Source organism: Methylobacterium goesingense (assembly GCF_022179225.1).
Classification (GTDB): domain Bacteria; phylum Pseudomonadota; class Alphaproteobacteria; order Rhizobiales; family Beijerinckiaceae; genus Methylobacterium; species Methylobacterium goesingense.
Genome location: NZ_BPQL01000069.1, coordinates 45,659 through 62,054, shown reverse-complemented (window position 1 = coordinate 62,054; position 16,396 = coordinate 45,659). Strand labels below are relative to the sequence as shown.

Annotated in this window: 19 protein-coding genes; 12 read left to right on the top strand and 7 right to left on the bottom strand. The window is 68.9% G+C overall.

Annotated features, from left to right (window positions below; genetic code table 11):
• Positions 1-139: 139 nt before the first annotated feature.
• Together MFF30_RS13625 and MFF30_RS13620 are read left to right on the top strand one after the other, a co-directional pair.
• The gene (locus tag MFF30_RS13625) at positions 140-1,537 is read left to right on the top strand and encodes an MFS transporter (RefSeq protein ID WP_238279961.1); all 1,398 of its coding nucleotides are present in this window, start codon (positions 140-142) and stop codon (positions 1,535-1,537) included.
• 116 nt (positions 1,538-1,653) lie between these two features.
• A complete protein-coding gene (locus tag MFF30_RS13620) occupies positions 1,654-2,460 on the top strand; it encodes an SDR family NAD(P)-dependent oxidoreductase (RefSeq protein ID WP_238279960.1) in 807 nt (268 codons plus the stop codon).
• 13 nt (positions 2,461-2,473) lie between these two features.
• On the opposite strand, the gene phoB is transcribed toward MFF30_RS13620, so the two are convergent.
• The 6 genes from phoB to pstS all read right to left on the bottom strand — a co-directional run bounded on the left by phoB (position 2,474) and on the right by pstS (position 8,060).
• Entirely contained in the window at positions 2,474-3,172 is a 699-nt protein-coding gene (gene phoB / locus MFF30_RS13615) for a phosphate regulon transcriptional regulator PhoB (RefSeq protein ID WP_238279959.1), read from the bottom strand.
• A gap of 29 nt (positions 3,173-3,201) precedes the next feature.
• Positions 3,202-3,927 (bottom strand): phosphate signaling complex protein PhoU, encoded by a 726-nt coding sequence (gene phoU / locus MFF30_RS13610; RefSeq protein ID WP_238279958.1) that lies wholly within the window; start codon positions 3,925-3,927, stop codon positions 3,202-3,204.
• 109 nt (positions 3,928-4,036) lie between these two features.
• Positions 4,037-4,855, bottom strand: a complete 819-nt coding sequence (pstB, locus tag MFF30_RS13605; RefSeq protein WP_238279957.1) for a phosphate ABC transporter ATP-binding protein PstB — start codon at positions 4,853-4,855, stop codon at positions 4,037-4,039.
• Between the two features lie 53 nt (positions 4,856-4,908).
• Entirely contained in the window at positions 4,909-5,802 is an 894-nt protein-coding gene (gene pstA, locus MFF30_RS13600) for a phosphate ABC transporter permease PstA (protein ID WP_238279956.1), read from the bottom strand.
• A 48-nt stretch (positions 5,803-5,850) separates the two neighbouring features.
• Positions 5,851-6,825 (bottom strand): phosphate ABC transporter permease subunit PstC, encoded by a 975-nt coding sequence (gene pstC / locus MFF30_RS13595; protein WP_238279955.1) that lies wholly within the window; start codon positions 6,823-6,825, stop codon positions 5,851-5,853.
• A gap of 197 nt (positions 6,826-7,022) precedes the next feature.
• Positions 7,023-8,060, bottom strand: a complete 1,038-nt coding sequence (pstS, locus tag MFF30_RS13590) for a phosphate ABC transporter substrate-binding protein PstS (protein WP_238279954.1) — start codon at positions 8,058-8,060, stop codon at positions 7,023-7,025.
• Positions 8,061-8,404: 344 nt separating this feature from the next.
• On the opposite strand from pstS, the gene MFF30_RS13585 reads away from it, so the two are divergent.
• Together MFF30_RS13585 and dut are read left to right on the top strand one after the other, a co-directional pair.
• The gene (locus MFF30_RS13585) at positions 8,405-9,292 is read left to right on the top strand and encodes an HpcH/HpaI aldolase/citrate lyase family protein (protein ID WP_238279953.1); all 888 of its coding nucleotides are present in this window, start codon (positions 8,405-8,407) and stop codon (positions 9,290-9,292) included.
• On the top strand, positions 9,289-9,780 hold the full coding sequence (gene dut / locus MFF30_RS13580) for a dUTP diphosphatase (protein WP_238279952.1): 492 nt from the start codon (positions 9,289-9,291) through the stop codon (positions 9,778-9,780). Before MFF30_RS13585 ends, dut begins: the two co-directional genes overlap by 4 nt.
• A gap of 10 nt (positions 9,781-9,790) precedes the next feature.
• Here the strand turns inward: dut and MFF30_RS13575 are convergent, their stop codons facing one another.
• The gene (locus MFF30_RS13575) at positions 9,791-9,994 is read right to left on the bottom strand and encodes a DUF3606 domain-containing protein (RefSeq protein WP_238279951.1); all 204 of its coding nucleotides are present in this window, start codon (positions 9,992-9,994) and stop codon (positions 9,791-9,793) included.
• A 153-nt stretch (positions 9,995-10,147) separates the two neighbouring features.
• On the opposite strand from MFF30_RS13575, the gene motA reads away from it, so the two are divergent.
• The 8 genes from motA (at position 10,148) to MFF30_RS13535 (ending at position 16,233) form a co-directional block, all read left to right on the top strand.
• The gene (gene motA, locus MFF30_RS13570; RefSeq protein WP_238279950.1) at positions 10,148-11,020 is read left to right on the top strand and encodes a flagellar motor stator protein MotA; all 873 of its coding nucleotides are present in this window, start codon (positions 10,148-10,150) and stop codon (positions 11,018-11,020) included.
• A gap of 3 nt (positions 11,021-11,023) precedes the next feature.
• The gene (locus tag MFF30_RS13565) at positions 11,024-11,956 is read left to right on the top strand and encodes a flagellar motor switch protein FliM (protein ID WP_238279949.1); all 933 of its coding nucleotides are present in this window, start codon (positions 11,024-11,026) and stop codon (positions 11,954-11,956) included.
• On the top strand, positions 11,940-12,239 hold the full coding sequence (locus tag MFF30_RS13560; protein ID WP_238279948.1) for a hypothetical protein: 300 nt from the start codon (positions 11,940-11,942) through the stop codon (positions 12,237-12,239). The genes MFF30_RS13565 and MFF30_RS13560 overlap by 17 nt, the downstream gene beginning before the upstream one ends.
• Positions 12,240-12,348: 109 nt before the next feature.
• Positions 12,349-12,726 carry a flagellar motor switch protein FliN gene (gene fliN / locus MFF30_RS13555; protein WP_238279997.1) on the top strand — a complete coding sequence of 126 codons (378 nt, stop codon included), beginning with the start codon at positions 12,349-12,351 and terminating at the stop codon, positions 12,724-12,726.
• A gap of 20 nt (positions 12,727-12,746) precedes the next feature.
• Positions 12,747-13,775, top strand: a complete 1,029-nt coding sequence (locus MFF30_RS13550) for a flagellar motor switch protein FliG (protein ID WP_238279947.1) — start codon at positions 12,747-12,749, stop codon at positions 13,773-13,775.
• A gap of 27 nt (positions 13,776-13,802) precedes the next feature.
• On the top strand, positions 13,803-14,864 hold the full coding sequence (flhB, locus tag MFF30_RS13545; RefSeq protein ID WP_238279946.1) for a flagellar biosynthesis protein FlhB: 1,062 nt from the start codon (positions 13,803-13,805) through the stop codon (positions 14,862-14,864).
• On the top strand, positions 14,864-15,313 hold the full coding sequence (locus MFF30_RS13540; RefSeq protein ID WP_238279945.1) for a BspJ family T4SS effector nucleomodulin: 450 nt from the start codon (positions 14,864-14,866) through the stop codon (positions 15,311-15,313). The genes flhB and MFF30_RS13540 overlap by 1 nt, the downstream gene beginning before the upstream one ends.
• Positions 15,314-15,549: 236 nt before the next feature.
• Positions 15,550-16,233 carry a response regulator transcription factor gene (locus MFF30_RS13535; RefSeq protein WP_238279944.1) on the top strand — a complete coding sequence of 228 codons (684 nt, stop codon included), beginning with the start codon at positions 15,550-15,552 and terminating at the stop codon, positions 16,231-16,233.
• The last annotated feature ends 163 nt before the right edge of the window (positions 16,234-16,396 follow it).

The following is a 16,396-nucleotide window of genomic DNA, read 5'->3' as shown; positions in this document are numbered from 1 at the left end:
CCCGGCAGCGCGCGGTCCGGCGCGTCCGACATCAGATAGCGCAGGTTGCCGGTCCGTGCCGCCGGATCGACGTGACAAAGGACACGTGGGATTTCTCCGCCCCTTGCGAAACCGGGCGCGGGGTTCCACGGGTCCGCCCATGACGAACGACGCCCCGCACCCTGCCCCCCCGGAGCCCGTGACGGACGGCCTGCCGGTGCGCGAGCGCATGCTGGCGCTGCTCGCGATCGGCCTCGCCATGACCATGGCGGTGCTCGACGGGGCCATCGTCAACGTCGCCCTGCCGGTGATGGCCAAGGACCTCGCGGTCGCGCCCTCCGCGGCGATCTTCGTGACCAACAGCTTCCAGATCGCGGTGACGGCCTCGCTGCTGCCGCTGGCGTCGCTCGGCGACATCCTGGGCTATCGCCGGGTCTACCTCACCGGCCTCGTCCTGTTCACGGCGGCCTCCGTGGCCTGCGCCTTCGCCCCCTCCCTCGACTGGCTGGTGGCGGCGCGGATCGCGCAGGGGCTGGGGGCGGCCGGGATCATGAGCGTCAACATCGCGCTCGTGCGCTTCATCTATCCGCACCGACTGATCGGGCGCGGCGTCGGCAACGTCGCCCTGGTGGTGGCAATGGCCTCGGCGGCCGGGCCGACCGTGGCGGCCGCGATCCTGTCCGTGGCGACCTGGCCCTGGCTGTTCCTCGTCAACCTGCCGGTGGGCCTTATCGCTCTGACGGTGGGCGCCCGCACCCTGCCGGCGACGCCCCGGAGCGGCGGGCGCTTCGACATCCGCAGCGCCATCCTCAACGCCCTGACCTTCGGGCTCCTGATCATCGGCATCGACGGCCTCGGCGATTCCGCGACCCGGGGCGTGGCGCTGGCCGAGATCGGCGCGGCGGTGGCGATCGGCGCGGTCTTCGTCTGGACGCAGACCCGGATGGCCCGCCCGCTCCTGCCCGTCGACCTCCTGCGGATCCCCGCCTTCGCCCTGTCGATGGCGAGTTCAATCGCCTCGTTCTCGGCGCAGATGATGGCCTACGTCGCCCTGCCGTTCTACTTCCAGGACGTGCTGCGCCTCTCCGAGACGCAGACCGGCTTCCTGATGACGCCCTGGCCCATCGCCATCGCGCTGATGGCGCCGATCTCCGGGCGACTCGCCGACCGCTACGCGCCGGGCCTCCTCGGCGGCGCCGGCCTCGGCCTGATGGCGTGCGGCCTGACCGCCGTCGCCCTGCTGCCGGCGGGGGCGTCCCACCTCGACATCGCCTGGCGCCTGACCCTGTGCGGCCTCGGCTTCGGGCTGTTCCAGTCGCCCAACAACAAGGTCATCATCACCAGCGCCCCGCGCGACCGCAGCGGCGGCGCCAGCGGCATGCAATCCACCGCCCGCCTCACTGGACAATCCTTCGGCGCCGCCCTGGTGGCGGTGATCTTCGGGCTGCACCAGGGCGGTGCGCCGGCCGCCCCGGTGGCCGCGACCCTGTGGTGCGCGGTCGGCCTCGCGAGCCTCGGCGCGGTCACGAGCGCGCTGCGGCGCCGGCCCGAAGGCTGACGGAACGCCGGGATCGCACCAGGGCCCGTCCTGCGCGTTGAACCGGGCGAAGCCCCCAGAGGACGTGGCCTCGGGAGGGCATCCCCGGGGGCACGGCCCGTACGAAGGACGATCCCATGCAACTCGATCTCTCCGGCAAGCGCGCCCTGGTCACCGGCTCCACCGGCGGCATCGGCTATGCCATCGCCAAGGCGTTGGGCGAACTCGGGGCCAATGTGGCGATCAACGGGCGCACCCAGGACCGCGTCCGCGACGCCGTCGAGCGCCTGAAGCGCGAGACCAGTCACGCCGGCTTCATCGGAGCGCCCGGCGACGTCGCCAACCCGGACGGGGCGGCCCGCGTCGTCGCCGGGCTGCCGGACGTCGACATCCTGGTGAACAACACCGGCATCTTCGAGCCCAAACCCTTCTTCGAGATCCCGGACGAGGATTGGCACCGCTTCTTCGACACCAACGTGATGAGCGGCGTTCGCCTGTCGCGGGCCTATACCCCCGGCATGGTGGAGCGCGGCTGGGGACGGGTGGTGTTCATCTCCTCCGAATCCGGCGTGAATATCCCGGTGGAGATGGTCCATTACGGGATGACCAAGACCGCCCAGCTCGCCGTGGCCCGCGGCCTCGCCGAGACCGTGTCGGGCAGCGGCGTCACCGTGAACAGCGTGTTGCCGGGCCCGACCCTGTCCGAGGGTGTGGCCGATTTCATGAAGAGCATGGCGCAGGGCGGCGGGACGGGCGGCGAAGTCGACCTCGACGCCGCGGGCCGTGCCTTCGTGGCCGAGCACCGCCCGACCTCGCTGATCGGCCGTCTCGCCACCGTCGAGGAGGTGGCCAGCATGGTCGCCTACATCTGCAGCCCGGCCGCCAGCGCCACCAGCGGCGCGGCGCTCCGGGTCGATGGCGGCGTGGTGCGCAGCATCGTGTGATGCGACGGTCCGGCTATTCGCCCTCGAACATCTCGTCGAAGGAGTAGCCCGAGCCGCGCACGGTGCGGATCGGGTCGCTCTGCCGGGGCCGGTTCAGGGCCTTGCGCAGGCGGCCGACATGGACGTCGACGGTGCGCTCGTCGATGTAGACGTCGTGGCCCCAGACGCCGTCGAGGAGTTGCTCGCGGGAGAATACCCGGCCGGGGCTCTGCATCAGGAACTCGAGGAGCTTGAACTCGGTGGGCCCGAGATGGATCTCGCGGCCCTCGCGGCGGATACGGTGGCTGACCCGGTCGAGCTCGATGTCGCCGGCGATCAGCAGGTTGGCCACGTGGGCCGGCTTGGCCCGACGCAGCAGGGCGCGCACCCGGGCGAGGAGTTCGGGCACCGAGAACGGCTTGACGATGTAGTCGTCGGCGCCGGTCCCGAGGCCGCGGATGCGGTCGCCCTCCTCGCCGCGGGCGGTGAGCATGATCACGGGCAGCCGCTCGGTCTCGCGGCGCGCGCGGATGCGGCGGCAGAGTTCGATGCCCGACAGGGCCGGCAGCATCCAGTCGAGCAGCACGAGGTCGGGGACCTGCTCCTGCAGGCGCAGGTCCGCCTCGTCGCCGCGGGCGGCCGAGTCGACGACGAAGCCCTCGGCCTCGAGGTTGTAGCGGAGGAGGAGGGTCAGGGCCTCCTCGTCCTCGACGATCAGGATACGCGTACTCATCGTGCCCTTTCGACTAGGCGCGCGCGGTCTCAGGCCGCGCCGGGCATGTCCACGGTGGTATAGTTGGAGGCGTCGTTCTTCGGGCGCTCGCGCTCGGCCAGGAGGTTCTCGCCGGTGACGAGGTAGTGGATCGTCTCCGCGATGTTGGTGGTGTGGTCGCCGATGCGCTCGATGTTCTTGGCCACGAACAGCAGGTGGGTGCAGAACGAGATGTTGCGCGGATCTTCCATCATGTAGGTGAGAAGTTCCCGGAACAGCGAGTTGTAGAGCGCGTCGATCGCATCGTCGCGCTCCCACACGTCCAGCGCCGCCTTGATGTCGCGGCTGCCATAGGCGTCGAGGACGTCCTTGAGCTGCTCCTGCACGAGATCGCTCATGTGCTGGACGCCGATGACGATCTTCTGCGGCTGGATCTGGTCGGCGATCGCCACGACGCGCTTGGCCACGTTCTTGGCGAGGTCGCCGATGCGCTCGAGGTCGTTCGACACCCGGATCGCCGTCACGGTCTCGCGCAGGTCGATGGCCAGGGGCTGGCGCCGGGCGATGAGCAGGATCGCCCGCTCCTCGATCTCGCGCTGAAGGATGTCGAGGCGGGCATCGGCGGAGATCACCGCCTGGGCCAGGGGGGAATCGCGGCGCACGAGGGCCTCGCCGGCTTCGGTCATCATCTTCTCGGCGATACCGCCCATCTCGGAGATCGAGCGGCGGAGGTCTTCGAGGTCCGTGTCGTAGGATTTGACGATGTGGTCGGGCATGAATTGCGCTCCTCGATCGGGCCCGCCTGTCGGGGGCCGGCCATGGCGTGGGGATCTGGCGCGGACCGGATTCCGGTCCGCCACGGACCGTGCAACGGTCCGCCGAGGATCAGCCGAAGCGGCCGGTGATGTAGTCCTGCGTCTGACGCTTCTCCGGATTCATGAAGATGCGCGTCGTCGGCCCGAATTCCACCAGTTCGCCAAGATACATGAAGGCGGTGAACTGGGAGATGCGCGCCGCCTGCTGCATGTTGTGGGTGACGATGACGATGGTGAATTCCGTGCGCAGCTGCTCGATCAGTTCCTCGATGCGGCCGGTGGAGATCGGGTCGAGGGCCGAGGTCGGCTCGTCGAACAGGATGACCTCGGGGCGCTGGGCCACGGTGCGGGCGATGCAGAGGCGCTGCTGCTGGCCGCCGGAGAGGCCCATGCCGGACTGCTTGAGCTTGTCCTTCACCTCGTCCCAGAGGGCGGCCTTGCGGAGCGATTCCTCGACGCGCATGTCGAGATCGGCCTTGGGCAGCTTCTCGTAGAGGCGGAGGCCGAAGGCGACGTTGTCGTAGATCGACATCGGGAACGGGGTCGGCTTCTGGAACACCATGCCGATGCGCGAGCGCAGCTCGTTGAGGTCGACGCTGGCATCGAGGACGTTCTGGCCGTCGAGGAGGATCTCCCCTTCCGCCCGCTGTTCCGGATAGAGGCTGTAGATCCGGTTGAAGGTGCGCAGCAGGGTGGACTTCCCGCAGCCCGATGGGCCGATCAGCGCCGTGACCTGACGGTCGTGGAAGTTGAGGTTGACCGACTTCAAGCCGTGAAAGCTGCCGTAGTAGAAGTTCAGGTCCTTCACGGCGATGCGGATCGGGGAGGTCTCGTCGGCCTTGTGGCGTCCGGTAAGCTGCGCGGACGTGATCCCTTGGGCGGCGTTCATCGGTTCAAGATCCTATCGATCGGAAGGCGGGGAGATGCGGCGCGCTGGAGGTTTCAGCGCGACCGCTCGGTCTTGATGACGAACCGGGCCACGATCGACAGGGCGAGGATCGTGACGGTGATGAGGAGGGCGCCGGCCCAGGCGAGCTGCTGCCAGTTCGGGTAAGGCGAGAGCGCGAACTGGTAGATCATCACGGGCAGGTTCGGGATGCCGCCCATCAGGTCGGCGCGGAACCAGCTGTTGTTGTTCAGGGCCGTGAAGAGCAGCGGCGCCGTCTCGCCGGCGATGCGGGCCAGCGCCAGGATGATGCCGGTGACGATGCCGGCGCTGGCGCCGCGCCAGGTGATGCTCTTGATCACGATGGAGGGCGGGGCGCCGAGCGCCGCGCCGGCCTCGCGCAGGGTCGAGGGCACGAGGCGGAGCATGTCCTCGGTGGTGCGCACGATGACCGGGGTGGCGATGATGGCGAGCGCCACCGCGCCGGCCCAGCCGGAATAGGAGCCCATCGGGCGCACCATCAGCGTGTAGACGAACAGGCCGATGAGGATCGAGGGCGCCGACAGCAGGATATCGTTGAGGAAGCGGATGAGGTCGGCGAGCTTCGAGTTGCGGCCGTACTCGGCGAGGAACGTCCCGGCCATCACGCCGACCGGGGTCGCCACCAGGATGCCCAGGAAGGTGAGCACGAGGCTGCCGAGGATCGCGTTGGCGATGCCGCCGCCCTCGGAGCCGGGGCCGGGCGTCGGCTCGGTGAAGAGGGAGGGCGCGAAGCCCTTGATGCCCTCGACCACCAGCATGAACAGGATCGAGCCGAGCACGACGATGCCGATCAGGGTGGCGAGGGTGCTGGCCAGGATCAGGGTCTTGTCGGCGATCCGGCGGCCCGAGCGGACCCGGCTGATCCGGGCCGGCGGGGCGGTGGTGGCGAGGGGGTTGGCGGCGTCCATGATGTGGTTCCTGACGTCTCGGCGAGGGGCGGTCTCAGGCGATGGGTCTCAGGCGACCTTGGCGCGCCGGGTGAGGATGCGGGCGATGATCAGGACGAAGAAGGTGATGACGAAGAGGATGCAGCCCAGCGCCATCAGGGAGTTCAGCTGCAGGCCGTCGGCCTCGTTGAACTCGTTGGCGATGCGGGACGCGATGGTGGAGCCCGGGTCGAAGACCGAGCCCGAAAGCCGGTTGGCGTTGCCGATGACGAAGGTCACCGCCATGGTCTCGCCGAGCGCCCGGCCGAGGCCGAGCATGATCGCGCCGATGATCGAGACCGAGGCCTGGGGCACGAGCACGTGGCGCACGACCTCCCAGGTGGTGCAGCCGATGCCGTAGGCGCTCTCGCGCAGCACGGTCGGGATCTGGTCGAGCATGTCGCGGGTGATCGAGGCCACGAAGGGCACGATCATGATGGCGAGGATGATGCCGGCTGTGAGGATGCCGACGCCCGAGGGGACGCGGGCGTAGAACAGGGTGCCGACGATGGGCATGCCCTCGACGAGGTTCGACACCGGCACCTGCACGAAGCGGGCGAAGAGCGGCGCGAAGACGAACAGGCCCCACATGCCGTAGATGATGCTCGGCACCGAGGCGAGGAGCTCGATGGTCATCGAGACCGGCTTGCGCGCCCAGCCGGGGCAGAGCTGCGTCAGGTAGACGGCGATCCCGAGCGAGAGCGGCACGCCGATCAGCAGGGCGATGACCGCCGAGGCCAGGGTGCCGACGATCGCCACGAGGGCGCCGTACTGCTCCTGCCCGATGTTCCAGGCGCTGGAGGTGATGAAGCCGAAGCCGAACTCGTTGAAGGCCGGCCAGGCGCCGTAGGCGATGGAGGCCAGGATGCCGGCGAGCACGAACAGGACCAGGAGGGCCGCGCCGTAGGAAGCCGCGCGGAACAGGCTGTCGCCGAGGCCGCCGGGCTTCTTCCGGGCCGAGGCGCGGTCACGCGTCAGGGCGATCTGATCAGTCAAGGCGGCCATCCGAATGTCTTCTCTGCACCTCGCGGCGTCCTACAGCGCGCCGGTCGCCGGCGCGAGGGGGATCACCGTTTCGTTCCGGGGGAGCCCGGCGGATTGCGCCGGGCTCGGATGTTGCGATCAGGCGGGGACGCGGTGGCTCGTCCCCAGAACCCGCGGGCGCGAGCCCGCGAGCGTCACCTCACATGTTGAAGACGGGCTTACATGTTGAAGACGGGCTTGCCGTCCTTGCCCTTGATCTCCTTCCACGCGTCGTGGATCTGGCCGACGACGGCGTCGGGCAGCGGCACGTAGTCGAGGTCGGTGGCGAGCTTGTCGCCGTTCTTGTAGGCCCAGTCGAAGAACTTCAGCACGTCGGCGGCCTTGGCCGGGTCGGTCGGGTCCTTGTGGACGAGGATGAAGGTCGCGGCGGTAATCGGCCAGGCGCCGTCACCGGCCTGATCGGTCAGCGAGATGCCGAAGCCGGGGGCGGACTTCCAGTCGGCGCTGGCGGCGGCGGCCTGGAAGGCCTTGTCGTCGGGCTGCGGGAACTTGCCGGCCTTGTTCTGGATCAGGGTGTGGCTGAGCTTGTTCTGCTTGGCGTAGGCCGACTCGACGTAGCCGATGGCGTTGGGGACCTGCTTGACGGTGGCGGTGACGCCCTCGTTGCCCTTGCCGCCCTGGCCCACCGGCCAGCTCACCGTGGTGGCCGCGCCGAATTCCTTCTTCCAAGACTCCGAGGCCTGCGAGAGGTAGGTGGTGAAGATGTTCGTCGTGCCCGACGCGTCCGAGCGGTAGACCGGGGTGATGTTGGCCTCGGGGAGCTTCAGGCCCTCGTTCAGCTTGGCGATCTTGGGGTCCGACCACTTGGCGATCTTGCCGGCATAGATCTCGGCGATCACCTCGCCGGTGAGCTTCAGCTTACCCGGCTCGACGCCCGCGATGTTCACCACGGTGACGACGCCGCCCATGACGGTGGGGAACTGGACGAGGCCGTCCTTCTCCAGGGCGGGGCCCTTCAGCGGAGCGTCGGTGGCGCCGAAATCGACGGTCTTGGCCTGGATCTGCTTGATGCCGCCGCCCGAGCCGATCGACTGGTAGTTCAGGCCCATGCCGCTATCCTTGCGGTAGGCTTCGGCCCACTTCGAGTAGACCGGGAAGGGGAAGGTCGCGCCCGCGCCTGTGATGTCGGCGGCATGGGCCGGCGCGAAGGTGGCGAGGCCGAGGCCTACGAGGGCAGCGAGGGTGGTGAACTTCATGTGCTGGTCTCCTGGGGGAGCGTGCGCCGGAGGATTGGGCTGAACCCCGCCCTCCGTTGTGCACTGCGCCATACGTCCGGTCGGGTAAGGCGGTATGACGATTGCACGACAGTTCGATGACACGCGCCCCGGCCATGAGCGATCCGCCCGCTTTCCGAGCCGTTTGCCGGGGATGGCGAGCCGGAAGCCGGCGGGCGATCGGCAGAACGCCCCCGCCTTGAATCGGGATACGCGGACGGCTATCGCCGGAACTTGCGGTGAGTCGTGGCCGGGACAGGGCCGGCGTCGCCGCCGGGTGCGGTCGTGCGGCGCCCGATCCCCGACCGTCATTCAAGGGATGCGCCATGACCGAGATCCGCCCGCGCCGTAGTGTCCTGGCGATGCCGGGATCGAACCCGCGCCTCCTGGAGAAGGCCCGCAGCCTCCCCACGGACGTGGTGATGATCGACCTCGAGGACGGTGCCGCGCCCGAGAGCCGGGCGGCGACCCGGGAGGCCGTCGCCCGGGCGGTCTCCGAGGGCGGCTTCGGCACCCGCGAGGTCCTGGTTCGCATCAACCCCCTCGACACGCCCTACGGCGAGGCCGATCTGGCCGCCATCGCCCCCGCCGGGCCCGACGCCATCGTGGTCCCGAAGGTGACGGGCGCCGATGCCCTGGTGGCGGTGGGTTCGCGCCTGCGCCGCCTCGGCGCGCCGGACCGGACCCGGACCTGGGCGATGATCGAGAGCCCGATGGCGATCCTGCATCTCGCCGAGATCGCGAGTTCCGCCCGTGATGTCGACACGCGCCTGGCCTGCCTCATGGTCGGGCCGAACGATCTCGCCAAGGCCAGCCGGCTGCGCCTCGGTGTGCCGGGCCGGCCCGCCCTGATGCCCTGGCTGATGAGCGTGATCGCCGCCGCCCGCGCCTACGAGATCGACGCCATCGACGGCATTTACAACGATTTTCGCGATGCGGACGGGTTTGCCGCCGAGTGCACGCAGGGACGCGATTGCGGCTTCGACGGCAAGATGCTGATCCACCCCGACCAGATCGCCCCGGCCAACGCCGCCTTCGGCCCGGGTGCGGACGAGGTCGCCTGGGCGCGGCGCATCCTCGCCGCCTTCGCCGAGCCGGAGAACCGCACCCGCGGCGTCATCGGCCTCGACGGCAAGATGGTGGAGCGCCTGCACGCGGTCGACGCCGCCCGCACCGTGGCCCTGGCCGACGCCATCGCGGCCCGGACGGCGTGAATCCCGACCTCGCCGTCGAGATCCGCCTGCGCGATGCCCGCCTCGCCGGCTGGGGTTTTCCCCGCTGGGGATCGGCCGGGGCCGCGGGCCTCGACCTCCATGCCTGCCTCGATGCCGCCCTGGACCTGCCGCCTCAGGGGCCGCCGGCCCTGATCCCGGCGGGCTTCGCACTGGCGATCCGTGACCCGGCCTGGTGCGGGCTGATCTTTCCGCGCTCGGGCCTCGGCCATCGCGAGGGCCTCGTCCTCGGAAACGGCACCGGCGTGATCGACGCCGATTACGAAGGCCCGCTGATGATCTCGGCCTGGAACCGGAATCCCGGCGGCCCCGGCCTCCGGATCGAGCCCGGCGACCGCATCGCCCAACTCGTCTTCACCCGCGTCACCCGGCCGACGCTCACGATCCGCGACGACGCCGACGACGCGCCGCGCTCCGGAGACGCCGGGGCACGCGGCACCGGCGGCTTCGGCTCCACCGGGCGCCGCTGAGGCGCGCGCCTCACACGATGCCGCTGCCCTCGAAGGGCCAGGGCCGGCCGAGCTTTGCGGCGACCTTCGCGGGCTCGTGCCCCACCGCCGCGACGGCGGCCTCCACCTCCTCGCGCGGCACCTCGAAGCGCCGGGCCCAGTAGGCCAGGGTCCAGGGCTCCGAGACGTTCACGGTGGCGGGCTCGTGGTCGTTGTCGGGCGTCGTGCTGCTCATGGCGGGCTCTCGCTGCGGTGTCGGGTCTTTGTCCTAACGCGCGGGCCGGGCCGCCGGTGCGTTTTCGGCCGGAGCGGCCATCCAGCCCCGCGCAAGCGATCCTGCGTAGGTCCGCTGCATCGGATTTCTCACCCCCATCGGAGGCGTTGAGCCTTGGGCGTTCTGATCGGCCTCGTCATCGCAATCGGCTGCATGCTCGGCGGCTTCGTCGCCATGGGCGGCCACCTCGTCGTGCTGTGGCAACCGTGGGAGTTCGTCATCATCGGGGGGATGGGCGCGGGCACGTTCGTCATGGCCAACCCGATGAAGACGGTGGTGGATTCGGGTAAGGCGAGCATGGACGCCCTCACCGGCAAGGTGCCCAAGCGCAAGGACTACCTCGCCCTCCTCGGCCTGCTCCACGCCCTGATGCGCGAGCTGAAGACCAAGCCCCGCAACGAGGTCGAACCGCATCTCGACGACCCGGCCAATTCCGAGATCTTCAAGGCCTATCCGGATGTGGCCAAGAACGCCGACCTCGTGCTGTTCATCTGCGATTACGCCCGCCTCATCCTCATCGGCAACGCCCGCGCCCACGAGATCGAGGCCCTGATGGACGAGGAGATCAGCGGCTACCGCAAGGACCGGCTCAAGCCCTACGGCGCGGTCACGACCGTGGCCGAGGCGATGCCGGCACTCGGCATCGTGGCGGCGGTGCTGGGCATCGTGAAGGCCATGGGCGCCCTCGACCAGTCGCCGCAGATCCTGGGCGGCCTCATCGGCGCCGCACTCGTGGGGACATTCTTCGGCGTGTTCATGTCCTACGGGGTGCTTGCGCCCTTCGCGATCAAGATCAAGACCATCCGCGAGAAGCAGAACCATGTCTACGTCATCGTCAAGCAGACCCTGATCGCCTACATGGGCGGGGCGGTGCCGCAGATCGCCGTCGAGCATGGCCGCAAGGGCATCTCGCTGGGCGACCGGCCCACCATCGACGAGGTCGAGAACGCCACCGTCAACGGCGGCGCGCAGAGGGAAGCCGCCTGAACCATGGACGTGCCGATCGGGAACGCCACCGACATCCGTGCCCGCCTGATCGATGCCGGGGGCCTGTCGCTCGACCGCATGCCGATGCTGAACGTGGTCTTCGACCGGCTCACCTCGGGCTGCTCGGACAACCTCAAGCCGCTCGTGGCCTCGCCGGTCTATTTCGGCTTCAACGGCTTCTCCAGCGGCCGTTTCGGCGAGATGCTCGACGCCTACGAGAACAACGCCGTGGCGGGCATCTTTCACGCGCCCGAATGGGACAGCCACATTCTGGTCGGCCTCAACCGGGACTTCCTCTTCACCCTGGTGGAGGCGCTGTTCGGGGCCGACGGGGGCGAACCGCCGGTGGAGGACGAGCGCCCCTTCTCGGCCATCGAGCTCCGGCTCGCCCACACCATCCTGGAACAGGTCGGCAAGGCCCTGGAATCCTCGTTCGCCCTTGTCTCGATGACCGCCTTCCGCCTGGAGCGCACCGAGACCCGCATGGAGTTCGCGGTCATCGGGGGCCGCAACAACAAGGCCGTCGAGGCCAAGTTCTCGGTCCAGGCGCTCAACCGCGGCGGCGAGATGTTCCTCATCCTGCCCCAGTCGGTGATCAATCCGATGCGGCCGGCGCTGTCGAAGGTGCTCACCGGCGACAGCGCCGCCCGCGACCCGACCTGGACGCAGCAGATCACCGCCGAGGTCCGGAAGGCCGAGGTCACCCTGCGGGCCGTGCTGGAGGAGCGTACCCTCACGCTCGGCGAGATCGCCGGCCTCAAGGTCGGGCAGGTCATCGGCCTCGATGCCACGCCGGCCACACGGGTAAAGCTCGAGGGCAACGACCGGCCCCTGTTCTGGTGCCACATGGGCCAGGCGCAGGGCTCCTACGTGCTGCGGGTCGACGAAGCCATCGCTCAAGACAAGGAAGGCGCGCACGATGACGCCGTGGGTTGACACCATTCTCCTCATCGCCCTCGTGGCGACGAGCGCCTGCGTGGTGCCGATGTACCTCAAGCTGAAACGCCTGGACCGGACCCAGGCGGAGTACGGCCGCATCCTGATGCAGTCGGGCCACGCGCTCACCCAGGCGGGCGACGCGGTGCGCGGCTTCAGCACCGAGGGCCGCGAGATCCTGGAGGCCCTCAACCAGCGCATCGGCGAGGCGCGCCAGCTCCTCGCGGATCTCGAGGCCAGCCGCCGCGATCTCTCCGCCACACGCGCCGGCCGAGTCGGCTGACCGTGCATGCGCGGCTTGCACCCCGACCGACTTTGGCCGATCCTCTCCGATCATCCGCTGTCGAGCCCCAGCGCCCTGATACGCGATGACACCCCCTGACGAGCGGATGATGAGCAACAGCCCCTTCGACGATGCGGACCTCGCATCCTCCGGCACCGCGGCGGTGTTCCCGAGCGTCCCGGCCGCCGGCCCGGCGGCGGACGACGCCCGGATCGGCGACGCCCGCAACCTCGACTCGATCCTGCGCATCCCCGTGCTGATCCAGGTGGTGCTCGGCTCGGCCACCATGCCGGTGGCCGACCTGATGAAACTCGGGCGCGGGGCCATCGTGGCCCTCGATCACCGCGTCGGCGAACCCGTCGACGTCACCGTCAACGGCCGGGTGGTGGCGCGCGGCGAGATCGTGGTGGTGGAGGAGGACAATTCCCGCTTCGGCGTCTCCCTGACCGAGATCGTCGGCCCCGCCGATGCCGGCCTGAAGGGCTGAGGCACAGCAGCGTGGCGAGCGTGCCGATCCCTCAGCGCGCCCCGGGCGCGAATCGGGTCCTCAGTCCGGCGGACGAGGTCGCCGCGCTGCTGCTCGCCATGGGTAAACCCGCGGCCGGTCGCCTGCTGAAGTACTTCGAGCCGGACGAGATCCGGCGCATCACCCGCTCGGCTACCAAGCTCGGCACCGTGAGCGCACGCCAGCTCGAGGACATCGTCGAGATGTTCTCCGACGAGTTCGCGTCGGACGGCCGCCTCGTGGGCACCGCCTCCGAAGTGGAGAAGCTGCTCACCGGGCTCCTCCCCGCCGATCAGATCGCCGAGATCCTCGCCGATGTCCGCGGCGACGCCACCCGCTCCGTCTGGGAGCGCATGTCGGGCGTCTCGGAGAACGTGATCGCGAGCTACGTGGTCAAGGAGCATCCTCAGACGGCGGCCCTCATCCTGTCGCGCCTGAAGCCGGCGGCGGCCGCCAAGGTCATGGCCCATCTGCCCCAGCCGACCCGCAACACCGTGATGCGGCGGATGCTGAGCTTCAAGCCGGTCGGCGACGGCGTGATCGAGATCATCGAGCGTGCCCTGCACGAGGATCTGCTCGTCAACGGCGCCCGCAATGCCGGCGCCGACACCCACGCCAAGATGGCTGACATCATCAACAAGATGGAGCGCACCCAGATCGACGAGGTGCTCACCAGCCTCTCCGAGTCGCGCCCGAAATCGGTGGAGATCCTGAAGGGCCTGCTGTTCACCTTCGACGATATCGTCAAGCTGGCCCCGCGCGCCCGTACCACCTTGTTCGACGCCGTGCCGAACGACCGGCTCGTCCTGGCCCTCAAGGGCACCGACGCCGAGTTCCGGGGGGTCATCCTGGGGGCACTCTCCGCCCGCGTACGCCGCATGGTGGAGCACGAGTTGAACGGCGGCGAGCCGGCGGCACAGAAGGACGTGACGGAGGCGCGCCGCAGCATCACCGACCTCGCCCTGGAGATGGCCGGACGGGGCGAGCTGGAGATCAATGCCGGGGGCGAGGTCGAGGCCCTCGTCCGCTAGGGACGGGCCGCCCGACCCGATCGCGCGATGTCCGACGAAGACCAGGAGGGCAAGACCGAGGCCGCCAGCGAGCGCAAGATTCGCGATGCGGTGGAGAAGGGCAACGTTCCGTTCTCCCGCGAGGCCCCTGTGTTCGCCTCGATTCTCGGGCTCCTCATCGCCCTGAGCTTCGTGGTCCGCGACGCGGTCAATCCGCTCCTCCAGGCGCTGGCGCCCTTCCTCGACCACCCCCGCGACTTCGCCCTCGAGAACAACCAGGACGTCGCCCGCATCCTGGAGGGAACCGCCATCGCGGCTGCGCGATTCCTGATTCCGACCGTGCTGATTCTCGGCCTGTGCGGCCTCGTCGCGTCCCTCGTTCAGAACGTCCCGAGCCTCGTGACCGAGCGGATCCGGCCGCAATGGTCCCGGGTCTCGCCCATGGCCGGCTGGGGGCGAATCTTCGGCAAGTCGGGCCAAGTCGAATTCCTGAAATCGGTCCTTAAATTTTTAAGCGTCAGTCTCGTCGCCCTGCTGCTCCTGCGCTCGGAGGGCAGCAAAGCCGTGAGTGCCATGTTCACCGACCCGAGCCAGATCCCGGATCTCATCCTAACGCTGTCGATCCGGCTGATCTCGGTCGTGTGCGTCGCCACGATCGTCATCGTGGCGGCCGACCTGGTCTGGTCGCGGATGCGCTGGCAGCGCTCGCTGCGCATGTCGAAACAGGACCTCAAGGACGAGCACAAGCAGACGGAGGGCGATCCCGTGGTGAAGGGGCGCCTGCGCTCCCTGGCGCAGGACCGCGCGCGCAAGCGCATGCTCGGCAACGTGAAGCAGGCCACCGTGGTGATCGCCAACCCGACGCACTACGCCATCGCACTGCGCTACGCGCGCGACGAGCAGCCCGCCCCCCTGGTCCTGGCCAAGGGCAAGGACCTCGTCGCGCTGCGCATCCGAGAAACTGCGGAGGCCAACGGCATCGCGGTGGTGGAAGACAAGCCTCTCGCAAGGTCCCTGTACGAGAGTGTCGAGGTGGACCAGATGATTCCCGCGGAGTTCTACAGCGCTGTGGCCCAGATCCTGTTCTTCCTGTTCTCGAAAGCCCGCTGATGTCCGCGTCCTTTTCGACCGGAGCCCTCCGCCTGGATGGTCACGACGTGCTCGCCGATGCTGAGCGCGTCTTCGCCACCGCGATCCGGGATTTCATCGCCGAACTCTGCCTCCTCGACGGCGGCATCCTGATCGGCTGGGTCCAGGCCGCCCGCCACGGCAACATCGCCGACCTTGTCGCTTCCTCCGCCGAGCCCTTTTTCAAGGAGGCCACCATCGCGTACGCGGACGGGGCGGACGTGCGCTTCGACTGGGGCCGCTCGCTGACCGTGGTGCTCGACATGGAGTTCGTGACCGAACCCGTGACGGTGTTCTTCAAGCTCATCCTCGACGGCGTCTATGTGGGTGTCGCCATCCAGCGGATCCTGGCGGACCAGGGTCCTGGCTTCTGCCTCGACGGTTTCCGCTCGGCCCTCGACGACGCCCGGCTGAGCCACGCGGCCGCCTGAGCGCGCTTCCGCGGCAGCGTGCCTGCCTTCCATCGATCGGATCACGAACGCGTGTGTTCTTCCGGTCATTGACGGAGGCGAGGATGCCAGACATTGCTAAAAGCTAAGCGAATCAATCCGGTTCGCGCGATTGCGAAACGCGAAGACAAAGCGTCGTTCCGTCTTGTCTTTGTTTCGCCTTGTCGCTCGAAAACGGTAACGCTCGCGTCCTGCGCAAGGTCAGTCGGAGCCTCTCGATGTACGTCCTGGTCGATGCGCGGCCATCGGTGAATTCAGGGTACAAGGCCAGCTTCGACCGCGAAGGCATCTCCTCCCTCGGTCTCGACCCGCAGGAATTCACGCACTGGTTCCAGTCCTCGTCCCGGGTCGACCGGGAGGCGATCCAGGGTTTCCTGTTGGGCGACTTCGAGGGCCGGGCCAAGTGCGCGACCCTGATCCGCCGGATGTCCCGCGCGCCCATCATCGCCCTGAGCGACGTGCGCTCCCTCGACCAGACCCTTCAGCTCTTCGAGGCCGGCATCGACGACGTGCTGCCCAAGCCCGTGCATATCCGCGAGATCCTGGCCCGCTCCGAGGCGATCTGGCGCCGGGTCAACGCGCAGGCCGGCTCCACCCGCGAGGCCGCGCCGGAGGGCGAGCGCCTGAAGGTGCATTTCGACGGGCGCGACCCCGAGATCGACGGGGAGGTGCTGCCCCTTCCCCGGCGCGAACGGCACATCCTCGAGTGCCTCGTGCGCAACCGGGGCAAGCGAATGACGAAGGCGCAGATCTACAACATCGTCTACGGCGTCTACAGCAACGGCGTCGAGGAGAGCGTGATCGAGGGCCACGTGAGCAAGCTGCGCAAGAAGCTCAGCCAGCGCCTCGGCCACGACCCGATCGAGGCCAAGCGCTTCATGGGCTATACCTTCGTCGGCTGACGCCCGCTCGCGGCACCGCGCACTGGATGCGCGGGGCCCGGCGCCCCGGGGGCGAATGGGCCCCCGACGCCTCATACCAAATCCATTTGATCCCTTCCGGCGATCCCTGCGGGATCGCGTTCGGGATGGCGGATTTGGGCTTCGCTCAAGCGCCGCGCAGGCT